The following is a 17393-nucleotide window of genomic DNA, read 5'->3' as shown; positions in this document are numbered from 1 at the left end:
GTGCCACCCCCACCGCTGGGGTCGGTATCTGCACGGGGGGGTTCGGACGACCGTGGAAGCAGCACAGTCCACCGGTCGTCAGGAGTACCCCCGTGTTGCACGAAAGCCCGGTCGCCCACGCACATTTCGGTGCCCAGCAGTCCGCCGGCGCGTTCCCGCTCTCGGCAGCCCAGCGCGGCATCTGGTTCGCCCAGCACCTGGCCGGCGACACGCCCGTCAACATCGCCCAGTACGTCGACATCACCGGGGACCTCGACCTCGACGCCCTCGAGACGTCCGCTCGTGCGGTCGGACGCGAGTTCGGCACCGGCTTCCTGCGCATCCTCGAGGAGGACGGTCACCCGTTCCAGACCGTCGTGCACACCGGCGAGCGCCTGACGGTGGTCGACCTGCGCGGCGAAGCCGATCCCGTCGCCGCGGCCCGCGACTGGATGGAGCGCGACTACACCGCCCCCGTCGACATGTGCAGCGACCGGCTCGCCGTCACTGCCGTGCTGCGCGTCGCCGACAACCGCTGGTTCTGGTACGCCCGGATCCACCACATCGCCCTCGACGGCGTCGGAGCGATGACCCTCGTCGCGCGCACCGCCGAGCGCTACACCGCCACCGTCACCGGAACCGCGGTGCACGCCCCGCGCACCGCGGCGCTGCCCGACATCGTCGCCGAGGACGAGGCCTACCGCCGTTCCCCGCGGTTCGAGACCGACCGCGCGTACTGGACCGAACACCTGGCCGGCCTGGGTGATCCCGTGTCGCTGGCCGGCCGGGCCGCCCCCGCCGACGCGCATCCGCTGCTGGTCGGCGCGGAACTTCCCCCCGACACCGAGCGAGCCCTGCGCGATGCCGCGACCCGGCGCGGGTCGAGCCTCGCCCCGCTCGTGGTCGCCGCGTTCGGCACCTACCTCGCCCGGATGACCGGCCACGACGAGGTGATGCTCAGCCTGCCCGTCTCGGCCCGCACCACCGCCGTGCTGCGCCGCTCCGGCGGCATGCTCGCCAACGTCGTGCCGCTGCGGTTGCGGACCGACGCCGCCACCGTCGCCTCCGTCATCGCCGCAGCGGAACTCGAGCTGACCGGGGCGCTGCGCCGCCAGCGGTACCGGCAGGAGGACATCGCCCGCGACCTCGGTCTCACCGGCGACCACGCCGCCGGGTTCGGCCCGTCGGTCAACCTCATGCTGTTCGACCACCAGGTCCGGCTCGGCGCGCTCACCGGCCGGGTGCACGTGCTCACCTCCGGGCTCATCGAGGACCTCTTCGTCAACCTCTACCCGGGCGGGCACAGCACGCACCTCGACTTCCAGGCCAACCCGAACCTGTACACCCGGGACGAGCTCGCCTCGCACCACCGTCGGTTCCTCGCGTTCCTGCACCGGTTCGCCACCGCCGCCCCCGACCGGCGGCTCACCGACCTGGACCTGCTCGACGAGGACGAGCGCGCGGCTCTCGTCCCGGCCCGTGGCGCCGACCCGGTGCCCGCCCGCACCCTCGCCGACCTGCTCACCGCGGGGGCGGCCCTCGACCCCGGTGCCGTCGCCGTGATCGACGGTCCCCGCACCGTGACCTACTCCGAACTGGACAGCGCCACCGACCGGCTCGCCCGGCTGCTGCTGACCCGCGGCGCCGGCCCGGAGACCACCGTCGCGCTGGCGCTGGCGCGCTCGCTCGACTCGGTGCAGTCCGTGTGGGCGGTTGCCAAGACCGGGGCCGCGTTCGTGCCCGTCGACCCCGGCCACCCCCGCGCCCGGCTCGAACACGTCCTGCGCGACAGCGGCGCCCGCATCGGCCTGACCGTCGCCGCGCACCGCGACGGCCTGCCCGACGACACCGACTGGATCGTGCTGGACGACCCCGGGACCGTCGCGGCGATCGCGGCCACGGACGCCGCGCCGATCACCGACCGGAGGATCCGACCCGAGCACGCCGCCTACATCGTCTACACCTCCGGGTCCACCGGCACCCCCAAGGGCGTCGTCGTCACCCACGCCGGCCTGGCGAACCTCGCCGACGACACCCGCACGCGGCTCGCCCTCACCCCCGGCTCGCGCGCCACCCACCTGTACTCACCGGCCTTCGACTCCTCGATCGAGGAGCTGCTGTCGACCTTCACGGCCGGCGCCACCCTGGTGGTGGTACCGCCGCAGGCCTACGGCGGTACCGAGCTCGCCGAGGTGCTGCACGCCGGACGAGTCACCCACCTCGACGCGACCCCGGCCGTGCTTGCGACCCTCGACCCCGACGCCCACCCCGAGATCGGCACGGTCGTGGTCGGTGGTGACGCCTGCCCGCCCGACCTGGCCGACCGCTGGTCCCGGGGGCGGAAGTTCCTCAACGCCTACGGCCCCACCGAGGCCACGGTCACCGCCACGTTCGCCGCCCCGCACCGTCGCGGCGCCGGCGTCGACGTCGGAGCACCGATCCGTGGCATGCGTGCCCTGGTCCTCGACCGGTGGCTGCAGCCCGTGCCGGTGGGGGTGACCGGCGAGCTGTACCTGGCCGGGCCGGGTGTCGCGCGCGGCTACCTCGGCCGCCCCGACCTGACCGCGGCCCGATTCGTGGCCGACCCGTCCGCGCCCGGCGAACGCATGTACCGCACCGGCGACCTGGTCCGCTGGCGCGGTGTGTCCCTTGGGCTGCCAGGGGAACCCGAAGGACACACCGGCGGCGCAGCCGCCGTGCTCGAGTTCGCCGGCCGCACCGACCACCAGGTCAAGATCCGTGGATTCCGCGTCGAACTCGGCGAGGTCGATGCCGCGCTGCTGCGGCACGAGACCGTGGCCCGGGCCGTCACCGTCGGCACCTCCACGCCCGCCGGCGCAACCGTCCTCGCTGCCTACGTCGTCGGACGTCCCGGCACCCCCGTCGACGGTGGCGCCCTGCGCGCCGCACTCGCCGACACCCTGCCCGCCTACCTCGTGCCCGCGGTGGTCACCGTGCTGCCCGAGCTGCCGCTCACCCCCGTCGGCAAGATCGACCGGGCCGCGTTGCCCGCCCCCGACTTCGGCGCCACCGCGACCGCCGGCGGCCGCGCCCCCGAGGGCGCACGCGAGGAACTGATCGGCGCGCTGTTCGCCCAGGTGCTCGGGGTGGAGCGGGTTTCCGCCGACGACAGCTTCTTCGCCCTCGGCGGCGACAGCATCGTCGCGATCACCCTGGTCTCCCGCGCCCGCGCCGCCGGACTGCGCTTCACCGCCCGCGACGTCTTCGAACGTCGCACCGTCGCCGCCCTGGCCGCCGTCGCGGTGGCGGACACCGGCGCCGCGACGGCCCTCGCCGAACTCCCCGGGGGCGGCACCGGCCCGGTCGAGACCACCCCGATCGTCGCCGAACTGCTGGCCGGCGGCGGGCCCGTCGACCGGTACGGGCAGGCCGTGCTGATCCGGCTGCCCGAGCACCCCGACGCCGCGCACCTGGCCGGCGCCGTGCAGGCACTGCTCGATCGGCACGACGCGCTGCGGATGCGGCTGACCGCGGCCCGCACGCTCGAGGTGCTCCCGGCCGGCGCGGTCGCCGCCGAGGCGGTGCTGCACCGCACCCCCGTCGACGCGCCACGCCGCGCCGCCGAGGCCGCGCTGGAGGCCGCGGCGGACCGGCTCGACCCGGCCGCCGGGATCGTCGCCCAGTTCGCGTGGCTGGCCTCGCCCGACGGCCGCGACGACCTGCTCGTGGCCGTCGTCCACCACCTCGCCGTGGACGCGGTGTCCTGGCGCATCCTGCTGCCCGACCTCGCCGCCGCCTACACCAGCGGCGGTGCCGCGTCCGCCCTCGCCCCGGTCGGCACGTCGCTGCGCCGGTGGGCGCACGGCCTGACCGAGGCGGATCGCAGCGACGAAGTGCCGCTGTGGGAGCGGATTCTCGCCACGCCCGATCCGGCGCTGGGGGAGCGGCCCTTGGACCCGGCGCGCGACACCGTCGCCACCTCCGCGCAGCTGCGCGTGCGCGTGCCCGCCGAGGTCACCGACGCCGTCCTGACCGCCGTGCCCCGGCGTTTCCACTGCGGCCCCATCGAGGCGCTGCTCGCCGCGCTCGGCCTGGCCGCCGACCGGTGGCGCCGCAACCGTGGCCGCACCGTCCCCGCGACGCTCGTCGGCGTCGAGGGCCACGGGCGGGAGGAGGCGGCGGTGCCCGGTGCCGACCTGTCCCGCACCGTCGGATGGTTCACCACCGTGCACCCGCTGGACGTGGACCTGACCGGGATCGACGTCGACGACGCCTTCGGCGGTGGTGCCGGGGCGGGCGCGGCGATCCGATCGGTCAAGGAACGGCTCGCCACCGTCCCCGACCACGGCATCGGCTACGGCCTGCTCCGGTACGTCGCCGGGCTCCTGCCCGCGCATCCGGCACCGCAGATCGCGTTCAACTTCCTCGGCCGCATCGACACCACGGTCGACGGGCCGTGGCTGCCGCTCGGCACCGCCGCGACCCGCGAACCACGCATGCCGCTGCCCGCGGTGCTCGACATCGACGCCGCCGTCGACGGCGACGGTCTCGTCGGCACCTTCACCTACGCGAGCGGCCTGCTCGACGAGGACGCCGTCGACGAGTTCGCACAGCTGTGGGTGGCCGCCCTCGCCGCGCTCGCCTGGCACGTCGCCGACCCGGCCGCCGGCGGGCACAGTCCCTCCGACTTCCCGCTCGTCGCCGTCGACCAGGACCGGATCGACGAATGGGAGCACGAGAGGGGAGGCCTGGCCGACGTGTGGCCACTGTCGCCCCTGCAGGCCGGGCTGCTGTTCCACACCGGCTACGCCGCCGCGGACGCCCCCGACGACTACACCGTGCAGACCGTGCTCGACCTCGCCGGCACCGTCGACGCCGCCCGGCTGCGCGCCGCTGCCCAGTCCGTGGTCGACCGGCACGACAGTCTGCGCGCCGCCTTCCGTGAGACCGCCGCCGGACCGGTCCAGCTCGTGCGGCACACCGCCGTGCTGCCCTGGCGGGAAACCGACCTGCGCGGCCGCGCCGACACCGACGGTGAACTGGCGCGCATCCTCGAGGCGGACCGCGCCGACCGGTTCGACCTCGCCGCCGCACCGTTGCTGCGCATCCATCTGATCCGCACCGCCGACGACCGGTACCGGCTGCTGCTGACCAACCACCACCTCGTCCTCGACGGCTGGTCCACCCCACTGCTCGTCGCCGAACTGCTCACCGCCTACGCCGCGGGCGCGGCGGTGCCCGGCCCGGCGCCGTCGTTCCGCGACCACCTGGCCTGGCTCGCCGGCCGGGACGCCGGCGCCGCACGGTCCGCGTGGGCCCGCGCCCTGGACGGCATCGACGCCCCCACCCTCCTCGCCCCGCACGCCGACGCGGCCGACGCCGGCGGCGCCGCCCACACCGTCGAACTGAGTGCCGAGACCGCCGCCGGACTCGCCGCCGTCACCCGCGCCCACGACGTCACCCTCGCCACGGTCGTGCAGGCGGCGTGGGGGCTGACCCTGGCCGAGGCCACCGGCCGCACCGACGTGGTGTTCGGCTCCACCGTCTCCGGCCGCCCGCCCGAGCTGCCGGGCGTGGACGCGGTGCTGGGTCTGTTCGTCAACACCGTGCCGGTGCGAGTGCGCCTGCAGCCCACCGACACCGGCACCGAACTGCTGCGCCGCATCCAGGCCGAACAGGCGGCGCTGCTCGAGCACCAGCATCTCGGCCTCCCCGAGATCCACCGAGCGGCCGGCGCCACCGAACTGTTCGACACCCTCGCCGTCGTCGAGTCCTACCCGCTCGACCGCGCCGCGCTGTCCGCAATGGCCGGCAACGCCGGCATGCGGGTCCTCGGCGTCACCGGCGCCGAAGCCACCCCGTACCCCGCGAGCCTGATCGTGGAGCCGGGCGACCGGCCGCAGCTGAGCCTGCGCTACCGCCCCGCCTCGGTCGGCGACGTCGCCGCCCGCCACCTTCTCGAACGATGCGCGCAGCTGCTCGGGGCGCTCGCCCGGACCCCGGAGCGCCGCATCGCCGCGCTCGGCGCTCCCGGTGCCGCAGCCCCGTTCACCCCCGGCCGGGACCGGGCCGTCACCCTCGCCGGGATCCTCACCGGCACCGCAACCCGTCACCCGGACGCGGTCGCCGTCGTCACCGACGCCGGCGAGACCACCTACCGCGACCTGAACGACCGGGCCGACGCGCTGGCGGGGCTGCTCGCGGCGCACGGCGCCGGACCCGGCACGGCCGTCGCGCTGGCGCTCACCCGCTCGTTCGAGTCGCTCCTCGCCGCGTGGGCGGTCGCGAAGACCGGTGCCGCCTTCGTTCCCGTCGATCCGCGCCATCCGCAGGACCGGATCGAGCACATGCTCACCGACTCCGGCGCACAGCTGGGCGTCACGGTCTCCGCTCACGGCGACCGGCTGACCGGTTCCGCGGCGACCTGGCTGGTTCTCGACGACCCCGCCACCCCCGCCCGCCTCGCCGCGACCGGGTCCGCAGCGTCGTCGCCGGCCCGGCTCGACGACCCGGCCTACCTCATCTACACCTCCGGTTCCACCGGCACCCCGAAGGCCGTCACCGTCACCCACCGCGGCCTGGGCAACCTGATCGACGCCCAGATCGCCGTGCTCGGACTGACCCCCTCGGCCCGCGTCGCGCACGTCGCGTCACCGAGCTTCGACGCCTCCGTCTTCGAACAGCTCGCCGCGTTCGCCGTCGGCGCCGGGCTCGTCGTCGTGCCGCCGACCGTCGTCGGCGGCGACGAACTGACCGCCCGGCTCACCGCCGCCGCCGTCACCCACCTCGTCCTCACCCCCGCGGTGCTGGCCACCCTCGACCCGGCGGCGGCCACCACCGTGCAGACGGTGGGCGTCGCCGGCGAAGCCGTCCCCACCGACCTGGTGCGCCGGTGGGCGCCCGGCCGGACGATGCTCAACTTCTACGGGCCGACCGAGGCCACCATCTGGGCCACCGTCGCCGACCTCACCGCCGACGCGCCCGTCACGCTCGGCACCGGCATCCCCGGCACCGAAACCCTCGTACTCGACGGCTGGCTCCGGCCGGCGCCCCTCGGCACGGTCGGCGAACTGTACCTGTCCGGCCCCGGTCTGGCCCGCGGCTACCACGGGCGGGCACCCCTGACCGCGAGCCGGTTCGTCGCGCATCCTCGCCGGCCCGGCGCACGGATGTACCGCACCGGTGACCTCGTGCGCTGGACCCGCGACGACGACGGCCGACTCGTCCTGGAATATCTGGGCCGCACCGACTTCCAGGTCAAGGTGCGCGGCATCCGCGTCGAGCTCGGCGAGATCGACACCGCCCTCACCGTCGACGGTGAGGTCGACTTCGCGACCACGCTCGGACGCCCCGGACCCACCGGCTCGACCGTCCTCGTCTCCTACGTGCGACCCGCGCCGGGGCGCACCCTCGACCCGGACCGGCTGCGGGACCGGCTCGCCGACCAGCTCCCCTCCCATCTCGTGCCCGCCGCGATCGTCGTCCTCGACGAGGTTCCGCTCACCCCGGTCGGCAAGCTCGACCGGACGGCGCTGCCGGCACCGGACTTCGGCCGCAGCCGCCGCCCGGCCCGCGCGCCGCGCGGACCCGTGGAGACCGCTGCCGCCGCCGCGTTCGCCGAGGTCCTCGGGCTGGACGACCTCGGTGCCGACGACTCGTTCTTCGACCTGGGTGGCAACTCCCTCGACGCGACCCGCGTGATCGCCCGCGTCAACGCCACCGCCGGCACCGCCCTGGCGGTACGCGACCTGTTCGAGGCCCCCACCCCGGCGGCGCTCGCCGCCCGCGCCGCGGGCCGCACCGGTGCCGCCGCCGCGCTCGGGCGCCGCGAGCGGCCCGTCCGCCTGCCGCTCGGACCGGCACAGCACCGGATGTGGGTGCTCAACCAGTTCGACTCCGACTCCGGTGTCTACAACATCCCGGTGGCGCTGCGCCTGCGCGGACCACTCGACCTCACCGCCCTGGCCGCCGCCTTCGGCGACCTCACCGGCCGGCACGAGAGTCTGCGCACCGTCTTCCCGGCCGATGCGGACGGCCCGCACCAGGTAATCGTCGACACGGTGCCCTCCGGCCTCGACGTCGTCGACGTGCCCGCGGACGCGGTCCGCGGCGCGGTGGCGGACTTCGCCGGTGCCGGTTTCGACCTGACCGTCGAGCTGCCGGTGCGGGCCCGGGTGCTGCGCCTGGGGGTGCAGGAGCACGTGCTGGTGCTGGTGCTGCACCACATCGCCGCGGACGGGGTGTCGGTGGCGCCGCTGGCGCGGGACCTGATCGCCGCGTACGCCGCGCGCACCACGGGTGCGGCGCCCGGGTGGGCGCCGCTGCCGATGCAGTACGCCGACTACACGCTGTGGCAACGTGAGACGCTCGGCGACCCCGACGACCCCGACTCGACGACCGCCCGGCAACTGGACTTCTGGACCCGCACGCTGGCCGGCCTCCCGGACCGGATCACCCTGCCCACCGACCGGCCCGGACCCGCGGTGCAGTCCGGCGCGAGCGCCGACATCGCCTTCACCCTCGACGCGGACCTCCACGCCGGGCTGCGACGTCTCGCCCGCACCGCGAACGCCACCGTGTTCATGACCGTGCACGCCGCGCTCGCCGCGCTGCTCTCGCGCCTCGGCGCCGGCGACGACATCGCGGTGGGCACGGCGGTCGCCGGTCGCGGCGCCGCCGAACTCGACGACCTGGTCGGCATGTTCGTCAACACGGTGGTCCTGCGCACGCCGGTGCGCCCCGAGGTCACGTTCGCCGACCTGGTGGCGCAGGTCCGCGAGGCCGACCTGGCCGCCTTCGCCCACGCCGACCTGCCGTTCGACCAGGTGGTCGAGGCGGTGCGCCCGGCTCGCTCCACCGCGCACCACCCGTTGTTCCAGGTCTCCCTCGCGCTGGCCGACTTCGCGGCGCCGACCCTCGAGCTCGACGGACTCGAGATCGCCCCGGAGGACATCGCCCGGGTCTCCTCGCAGTTCGACCTCGGGCTCGAGCTGCGCGAGCACACCGGCGACGACGGCCGGCCCGCCGGGCTGGACGCCACCCTCACCTACGCGACCGACCTGTTCGACGACGCCACCGCCCGCACCCTCGCCGCGCGGTTCGTGCGCTTCCTCGCCACCGTGACCGCCGACCCGGCCGTCCCCGTCGGGGACGTGGCACTGCTGGACGCGGCCGAGTCCGCCGAACTGGCCGCCACGGCCGGCCCGGCGGGTATCGGGCCGTGGCTGCTGCCCACGCTGCTCGCGGCCGCCGCCGCCGCACACCCCGCGCGCCCGGCGCTGCGGGCCGGCGGCACCGACTGGACCTACCGTGAACTCGACGATGCCGCCGGCCGGCTCGCGCACCGGCTCGTCGCCGCCGGGGTGGGTCCGGACGTGCGCGTGGCACTCGCACTGCCCCGCTCCGCGGAGTCGGTGCTCGCCGTGTGGGCGGTCGCCAAGGCCGGGGGCGCCTTCGTGCCCGTCGACCCGGCGTACCCGGCCGAGCGCATCGCGCACATGCTCCACGACAGCGGCGCCACCTTCGGACTGACCACGGCTGCGCACCGGGCCGCGCTGCCCGGCGCGCTCACCTGGCTCGAGCTCGACGACCCGGCGCTGCAGGCCGCATGCGCCGACGACTCGTCCGCACCGTGGACCGATGCGGACCGGACCCGGCCGCTGCATCCCGACCACGCCGCCTACCTCATCTACACCTCCGGCTCGACCGGCACCCCGAAGGCCGTCACCGTCACCCACCGCGGGCTGGCGAACATCGTTCGCGCCCAGGCCGACTCGCTCGACGTCGGGCCGGACGCGCGGGTCCTCGGCTTCGCCTCGCCGAGCTTCGACGCGGCCGTCTTCGAACAGCTGGCCGCCTTCGGCGCCGGGGGCTGCCTGGTGTCGGTCCCGCCCGGCGTCGTCGGTGGCACCGAACTGGCCGCAATCCTCGAGGCCGAGCAGGTGACACACGTGGTCCTCACCCCCTCGGTGCTCGCGACGCTGGACTCGGCGGAGCCGACCACGATCCGGGTGCTCGCGGTGGCCGGCGAGGCGGTCGGTTCGGACCTGGTGGAGCGGTTCGCCGGGGGACGGACGATGCTGAACCTGTACGGGCCGACGGAGGCCACCATCTGGGCCACCGCGTCGACGGCGCTGACGGCGGGCCGGCCGGTGACGATCGGATCGGCCGTGCGCGGCGTGACGCCCCTGGTGCTCGACGGCCGGCTGCGCCCGGTCCCGCTGGGTGTGGCGGGGGAGTTGTACCTCGCCGGCGACGGACTGGCGCGCGGCTACCACGGGCGGCCGGGACTGACCGCAGCCCGGTTCGTGGCGCATCCGCAGGGAGCGCGGATGTACCGCACCGGGGACGTGGTGCGGTGGGTGCACGCCGCGGGCCGCCTCGAGCTCGAGTACGTCGGCCGCAGTGACCACCAGGTCAAGGTCCGCGGAATGCGGATCGAGGTGGGGGAGATCGACGCGGCGCTGACCGGGCTGCCGGACGTCGACCGCGCGGTGACGGTGGGCCGGCCCGGCCCGGCCGGCTCCCCGGTGCTGGTGTCGTACGTACTCGCTGCGACCGGATGCGACCCGACGGCCGAGGCGCTGCGGGCCCGGATGTCCGAGTTGCTGCCGGCCCACCTCGTGCCGGCGGCGGTCGTCGTGCTCGACGAAATGCCGCTGACGCCGGTGGGCAAGCTGGACCGGGCGGCGCTGCCCGAGCCCGTGTTCGCCGCCGGCGCGGGGCGGGCCCCGCGCACCCCGGCGGAGGAGGCCGTGGTCGCCGCGTTCGCCGAGGTGCTGGACCTGGACCGGGTGGGGATCGACGACTCGTTCTTCGACCTCGGCGGCAACTCGCTCGACGCCACCCGCGTCGTCGCCCGCCTGAACTCCGCCCTGGCGGTGCGCGACCTGTTCGAGGCGCCCACCGCCGCGGCGCTGGCCGTGCGCCTGCTCGAGCGTCCCGCCCCGAGGATCGCCCTCACGGCCCGGCCCCGCCCGGCCCGGGTGCCCCTCGGGCCGGCGCAGCAGCGCATGTGGGTGCTCAACCAGCTCGACCCGACCTCCGCGGCGTACAACATTCCCGTCGCGTTGCGCCTGTCCGGGCCGATCGACGCCGCGGCGCTCGGCGCGGCGTGGCGGGACGTGACCGACCGGCACGAGAGCCTGCGCACCGTCTTCCCCGCCGATGCGGACGGCCCGCACCAGGTGGCCGTCGACGCCGGGAACGTGCTCGACTTCACCGAGGCACCGGCCGACGTGCCTGCCGCGGTGGCGGACTTCGCCGGTGCCGGTTTCGACCTGACCGTCGAGTTGCCGGTGCGGGCCCGGGTGCTGCGGCTGGGGGTGCAGGAGCACGTGCTGGTGCTGGTGTTGCACCACATCGCCGCGGACGGGGTGTCGGTGGCGCCGCTGGCGCGGGACCTGATCGCCGCGTACGCCGCGCGCACCGCGGGTGCGGCGCCCGGCTGGGCGCCGCTGCCGGTGCAGTACGCCGACTACACGCTGTGGCAACGCGACATCCTCGGCGACGAGACCGATCCGCGGTCGACCGCCGCGCTACAGCGCGACTTCTGGGTGAGCACCCTCGCCGGGCTTCCGGACCGGCTCACCCTGCCCACCGACCGCCCGCGCCCGCCCGTGCAGTCCATGGCGAGCGCCGACGTGGATCTCGTGCTCGGTGCCGACGTGCACGCCCGGCTGCGGGCCGTCGCTGCCACCGAACACGCCACCGTGTTCATGACCGTGCACGCCGCGCTCGCCGCGCTGCTCTCGCGCCTCGGCGCCGGCGACGACATCGCGGTGGGCACCGCGGTCGCCGGTCGCGGCGCCGCCGAACTCGACGACCTGGTCGGCATGTTCGTCAACACGGTGGTCCTGCGCACGCCGGTGCGCCCCGGGGTCACGTTCGCCGACCTGGTGGCGCAGGTCCGCGAGGCCGACCTGGCCGCCTTCGCCCACGCCGACCTGCCGTTCGACCAGGTGGTCGAGGCGGTGCGCCCGGCTCGCTCCACCGCGCACCACCCGCTGTTCCAGGTCTCCCTCGCGCTGGCGAACTTCGAGCAGCCGGAGCTCGAGGTCGCGGGCCTGCGCATCGAACTGCAGGACGTCGCCCACGAGTCCTCACCGTTCGACCTGAGCCTCACCCTGCGCGAACGCACGACCGCGAACGGCGAACCCGATGGAATCGAGGTGACCCTCGGCTACGCCAGCGACCTGTTCGACGACGTCACCGCCCGCACTCTCGCCGCCCGCTTCGGCCGGCTGCTGACGGCGGTCGCCGAGAACCCGCACGCCACGATCGGCGACGTCGACCTGCTCGACGCGCAGGAGGCCGACGAACTGCGGGCCGGCACGGGCCCGGAGTCCGTCGCCCCGGTGACCCTGCCGGAACTGCTGCACGCCGCGGCGACGGCGCGACCCGACGCCGTCGCCGTCGTCACCGACGACCGGCAGGTCACCTATCGCGAACTCGACGCCCGCGCGGCGCTGCTCGCCGACGCCCTCGCCGCGCGGGGTGCCGGTCCCGGCACTCTCGTCGCGCTGGCACTGACCCGATCGTTCGAGTCGGTGCTCGCGGTGTGGGCGGTCGCTCGAACGGGCGCGGCGTTCGTGCCCGTCGATCCCCGGCACCCGCAGGAACGGATCGAGTACATGCTCGCCGATTCCGGGGCCGTCCTGGGGGTGACCGTGACCGAGCACCACGACCGCCTGCCCGCCTCGGTCGGGTGGCTGGTGCTCGACGGCCCGGCCGCCGACACCCGCCTCGCGCTCGTCCCGCAGCGGCCGCGGGTCACGGCCGTGCACGTCGACGATCCCGCCTACCTGATCTACACCTCCGGTTCGACCGGCACCCCCAAGGCGGTCACCGTCACCCACCGCGGACTGGGCAACCTCGTTGCGGCGCAGCAGGAGACCCTGGCGCTGACCCCGCAGGCCCGGATCGCGCACATCGCGTCGCCGAGTTTCGACGCCGCGGTGTTCGAGCAGCTCGCCGCATTCGCGGTCGGTGCCCGCCTCGTGGTCGTCCCGCCCACCGTCGTGGGCGGCACCGAACTCGCCGACCGGCTCCGTGCGGCCCGGGTCAGTCATCTCGTCGTCACCCCCGCCGCGCTGTCGACGCTCGACCCGGCCGCACTGGCCTCGGTGGAGGTGCTGGCAGTGGCCGGGGAGGCGACCGGACCGGAACTCGTGGACCGGTTCGGTGAGGGCCGCACGATGCTGAACCTGTACGGACCGACGGAGGCCACCATCTGGGCGACGGCGGGTCCGCTGGTGCCGGGCCGGGCGGTGACGATCGGATCGGCCGTGCGCGGCGTGACACCGCTGGTGCTCGACGCCCGCCTGCGGCCGGTACCCGCCGGCGTGACGGGCGAGCTCTACCTGGCCGGGGCCGGGCTGGCGCGGGGCTACCACGGACGGGCGGGACTGACTGCCGGCCGGTTCGTCGCTCGTCCCGATCAGCCGGGGGAGCGGATGTACCGCACCGGGGACCTCGTGCGGTGGGTGCGGACCGGGCACGGGCTCGAGCTCGAGTACCTCGGGCGCGGTGACCACCAGGTCAAGGTCCGCGGGATGCGTGTCGAGGTCGGCGAGATCGACGCGGCGCTCACGGCCCTGCCCGAGGTCGACTTCGCGGTCACCGTCGGGCGACCCGGACCGTCCGGCGCCCAGGTGCTCGTCTCCTACGTGCTCCCGGCTCCGGGACATCACCTCGACCCGGCCCGGGTGCAGCGCCGGACGGCGCAGCGGCTGCCCGGACACCTGGTGCCGGCGGCGATCGTCGTGCTCGACGAACTGCCGCTGACCCCGGTCGGCAAGCTGGACCGGGCGGCGCTGCCGGAGCCGGTGTTCGCGGCCGGGTCGGGACGCGCCCCGCGCACCCCCGCGGAGGAGGCGGTGGTCGCGGTGTTCGCGCAGGTGCTCGGCCTCGCGCACGTCGGGATCGACGACTCGTTCTTCGACCTGGGCGGGACCTCCCTCGATGCCACCCGGGCCTGCGATCGGCTCGGCGCCGAACTCGGGACCGCCGTGCCGGTGATCGCGCTGTTCTCGGCGCCCACCCCGGCGGCCCTGGCCGCCCACATCGAGGCCGAGGACACCGGCGGGCAGCCGGACTCGCCGTTCGCGGTGCGGCTGCCGCTGCGCACCGACGGCGACGGAGCGCCGCTGTTCTGCGTGCATCCGGCGTCCGGACTGGCCTGGGGCTACGCCGGGCTCGCCGCGCACCTCGCCCCCGGACGGCCGGTGTACGGACTGCAGTCTCCGCACCTCGACGGCCGCGAGGGCGCCCCGGCGACGATCGCCGCGTACGCCGAGCGGTACGTCGACGAGATCCGTGCGGTCCAGCCCACCGGCCCGTACCACCTGCTGGGCTGGTCGCTCGGCGGATTCATCGCCCACGCCGTCGCCGCGCGGTTGCGCGATGCCGGCGAGGAGGTGGCGCTGCTCGCGCTGCTCGACGCGGACCTGATCGCCCGCGACGTCGCGGCGCCGGAACCGCTGACCGCCGGCGAACTCGTCGCGGCCCTCGGCTCGTCCCTGGGGCTGCCCGACCTCGATCCGGCCCTGACGGCCGCCGAGGCCGCCGCGCTGATCCGCACCCACACCGGGGCGCCGGTCGAGACCGGCCACCTCGACCGGATGACCGCCGAGTACAACGGTTCGGCGTCGCTGCTCGCCGGCTACCGGCCGCCGCTCTACGACGGTGACCTCGTCTTCGTCACCGCGACGGCCGACAAGCCGCAGCACGCCGGGGGTTTCGCCGGCTGGCGGCCCTACGTCACCGGCGCGATGCACAACCACCTGCTCGATGTCGCGCACGACCGGATGACCGCACCCGACGCGGTGCCCACCCTGGCCGCGGTGCTCGACCGGCACCTCGGCGACGACCGGTACCTCGCCGCGTCCTGACCGCACAGTCCATCCCCGATTCCGAACGGAGCACCATGTCCCCCTCGACCCCCGCCGTCCTCGTCGACGCCGTCACCAAGAGCTTCGGGCCGGTCCCGGCCCTGTGCGGCGTGAGCTTCACTGCCGAGCCCGGTGAGGTTCTCGGCGTCCTCGGCCCCAACGGCGCCGGCAAGACGACCACCGTGAACATCCTGTCCACCCTGTTGCGGCCGGATTCCGGTCGTGCCGTCGTGGCCGGTCACGACGTCGTCACCGACCCGGCCGGGGTGCGCCGCGCGGTGATGCTCACCGGCCAGTACGCCGCCCTCGACGACATGCTCACCGGATTCGAGAACCTGGTCCTGTTCGCGCGCCTGCTCGGGCTGCGGCGCCGCGCCGCCCGGGCCCGCGCGCGGGAACTGCTTGCCGAGTTCGACCTCGAGGATGCCGCCGACCGGCGGGTCGGCAAGTACTCCGGCGGTATGCGCCGCCGCATCGACATCGCGTGCGGGCTCGTCGTCCCGCCCCGGGTGGTGTTCCTCGACGAGCCGACCACCGGCCTCGATCCGCGCAGCCGCCAACGGGTCTGGGACCTGATCGCCGGTTTCAAGGCGCAGGGCGTCACCACGTTGCTCACCACGCAGTACCTCGAGGAGGCCGACCTGCTCGCCGACCGGATCGTCGTCATCGACCGGGGTACGGTCGTCGCCGAGGGCACCCCCGCCCAGTTGAAGCAGCGCGTCGGCGCCACCTTCTGCGAGGTCGTCCCGGTGCAGGTGACCGACGTGCCCGCCGTGGCGCAGGTGCTGCGCCGATTCGCCCCGGCGGCGGTGATCGAAGTCGCCGCCGACCGCGTCACGATCCCCGCCCCGCACGGCGCGGGCACCCTGGCGCAGGTCGCCACCGCCGTCGCCGCCCACGGTGTCGCGGTCTCCGACATCGCGCTGCGGCGACCGTCGCTGGACGAGGTCTTCCTCGCCCTCACCGCCGCCCGGCCGCGATTCGAGGTGGTGGCATGACCACGACGACCGTCGCACCGTCGCCTTCACCGCTCTACCAGTGGTGGGTGCTGTCCGTGCGCACTCTGATCCCGGCCGTCCGCGGCGGCGAGCTCGTCACCGCACTCGTCGCTCCGCTCGTGTTCACCGTCGGGTTCTACGTGCCGCTGCAACGGGTGATCGCCCTGTTCACCGGCGGGACCGTCGACTACGGGCAGTTCCTGATGCCGCTGATCGCGCTGCAGGCCGTGTCCTTCACCGCGATCTCCGCCGCGTTCCTGGCCGCCACCGATGCGGTGCACGGCATCGACCGCCGGTTCGCGACGATGCCGATCGCGGCGGCCGTGCCGCTCGCCGCCCGCCTGTCCGCGAGCGCCGTCAAGTGCGCGTTGTCGCTGGCAGCAGCGATCGGTTGCGGGTACGTCATCGGTTTCCGCTTCGCCGGGACCACCGCGGCCGTCGGGTTCTGCGCACTTGCGCTCACCATCGGGATGGTCCTCACGCTCGGAGCCGATGTGCTCGGCACCGTGTTCCGCAGCCCGGAAGCCACCACGCAGGCCCTGATGCTGCCGCAGCTCGTGCTCGGAATGCTCTCCTGCGGCTTCGTTCCGATCGACCAGTTCCCGGCCTGGATCCAGCCGTTCGTCCGCAACCAGCCCGTCTCCCAGTTCGCGTCGAGCCTGCGCGGGCTCGCCGACGGCACCGGTGCCGCCCTGACGCCGACGCTGCTGTGGCTCGGCGGGATCCTTCTGGTCGTCGTCCCCCTGGCCACCCGCACGAACCGGAGGCAGCGATGAGCACCACCGTGACCACACCCGAGAACTCGGTCCCCGCTCTCGTGCGGCACACCATGCTGCAGGCCGGGCGCCTGCTGACCCGCTGGCGCCGGGATCCCATGACGGTGCTGCAGAGCCTCGCCTACCCGGTGCTCCTGTTGTTGATGCTCGAGGCGGTGCTCGGCCGGCAGGTCTCGGCGTTCGCCGGGCAGGACGCGCTGTACGGGACGGTGCCGATGGTCGTCGTGATGAGCGCGCTGCTCGGCTCGCTGGCCGGTGCCGTCACGCTCGGCCGCGAATGCGAGGCCGGGCTGCCCGCACGGCTGTGGGTGCTGCCCGTCCACCGGGCTTCGGCGCTGGCCTCGAGATTCCTCGCCGAGGCGGTGCGCATCGCCGTGACCACCGTCGTGGTCGTCGCCGCCGGGGTCGTGCTCGGTTTCCGCTTCCACCGCGGCCCGCTCGCCGCGATCGGATTCCTGGCCGTACCGGTGCTGTTCGGGCTGGCGTTCGCCGCGCTGGTCACCGCGGCCGCATTCATGGCCGCGAAAACGGTGGTCATCGAATCGATCTCGTTGCTGTGCACGCTGATGCTGTTCTTCAATCCGGGGTTCGTGCCGATCGGTGCGTACCCGGAGGTGCTCGCGCCGGTGATCCGCAACCAGCCCATGACCAGCGCCGTCGAGACGATGCAGGCGCTGGCCCTGGGCGGCGCCGTCCAGGGCCCGCTGGTGCGCACCGTGGCCTGGTCGGTGGCCCTGGTCGCGGTGTGCGCCGTGCCGGTGATCCGCGGATACCGGCGGGCCCTGTGA

Annotated in this window: 4 protein-coding genes; all 4 read left to right on the top strand. The window is 74.9% G+C overall.

What is annotated here, in order from left to right:
* The first annotated feature begins 92 nt into the window (after window positions 1-92).
* Genes AC2IPW_RS14080 through AC2IPW_RS14065 form a run of 4 tightly spaced genes read left to right on the top strand, consistent with a single transcriptional unit; the run spans window position 93 to window position 17393 of the window.
* A complete protein-coding gene (locus AC2IPW_RS14080) occupies window positions 93-14831 on the top strand; it encodes a non-ribosomal peptide synthetase (protein ID WP_486375063.1) in 14739 nt (4912 codons plus the stop codon).
* 35 nt (window positions 14832-14866) lie between these two features.
* Window positions 14867-15829, top strand: coding sequence for a daunorubicin/doxorubicin resistance ABC transporter ATP-binding protein DrrA (locus AC2IPW_RS14075; protein WP_054374705.1), 963 nt, complete (start codon window positions 14867-14869; stop codon window positions 15827-15829).
* Window positions 15826-16605 (top strand): ABC-2 transporter permease, encoded by a 780-nt coding sequence (locus AC2IPW_RS14070; protein WP_003935844.1) that lies wholly within the window; start codon window positions 15826-15828, stop codon window positions 16603-16605. The genes AC2IPW_RS14075 and AC2IPW_RS14070 overlap by 4 nt, the downstream gene beginning before the upstream one ends.
* Complete coding sequence (locus tag AC2IPW_RS14065) at window positions 16602-17393, top strand: ABC transporter permease (RefSeq protein ID WP_003935843.1); 792 nt, start codon at window positions 16602-16604, stop codon at window positions 17391-17393. Before AC2IPW_RS14070 ends, AC2IPW_RS14065 begins: the two co-directional genes overlap by 4 nt.

The organism is Rhodococcus sp. NS-SX18 (assembly GCF_057367935.1).
This window is presented reverse-complemented; position numbering and strand designations above follow the sequence as displayed.

Excerpts from the sequence above, each read along its gene's own strand:
- AC2IPW_RS14075 (WP_054374705.1), top strand. The coding sequence starts at position 14,867 with ATGTCCCCCTCGACCCCCGCCGTCCTCGTCGACGCCGTCACCAAGAGC.
- AC2IPW_RS14070 (WP_003935844.1), top strand. The coding sequence starts at position 15,826 with ATGACCACGACGACCGTCGCACCGTCGCCTTCACCGCTCTACCAGTGG.
- AC2IPW_RS14065 (WP_003935843.1), top strand. The coding sequence starts at position 16,602 with ATGAGCACCACCGTGACCACACCCGAGAACTCGGTCCCCGCTCTCGTG.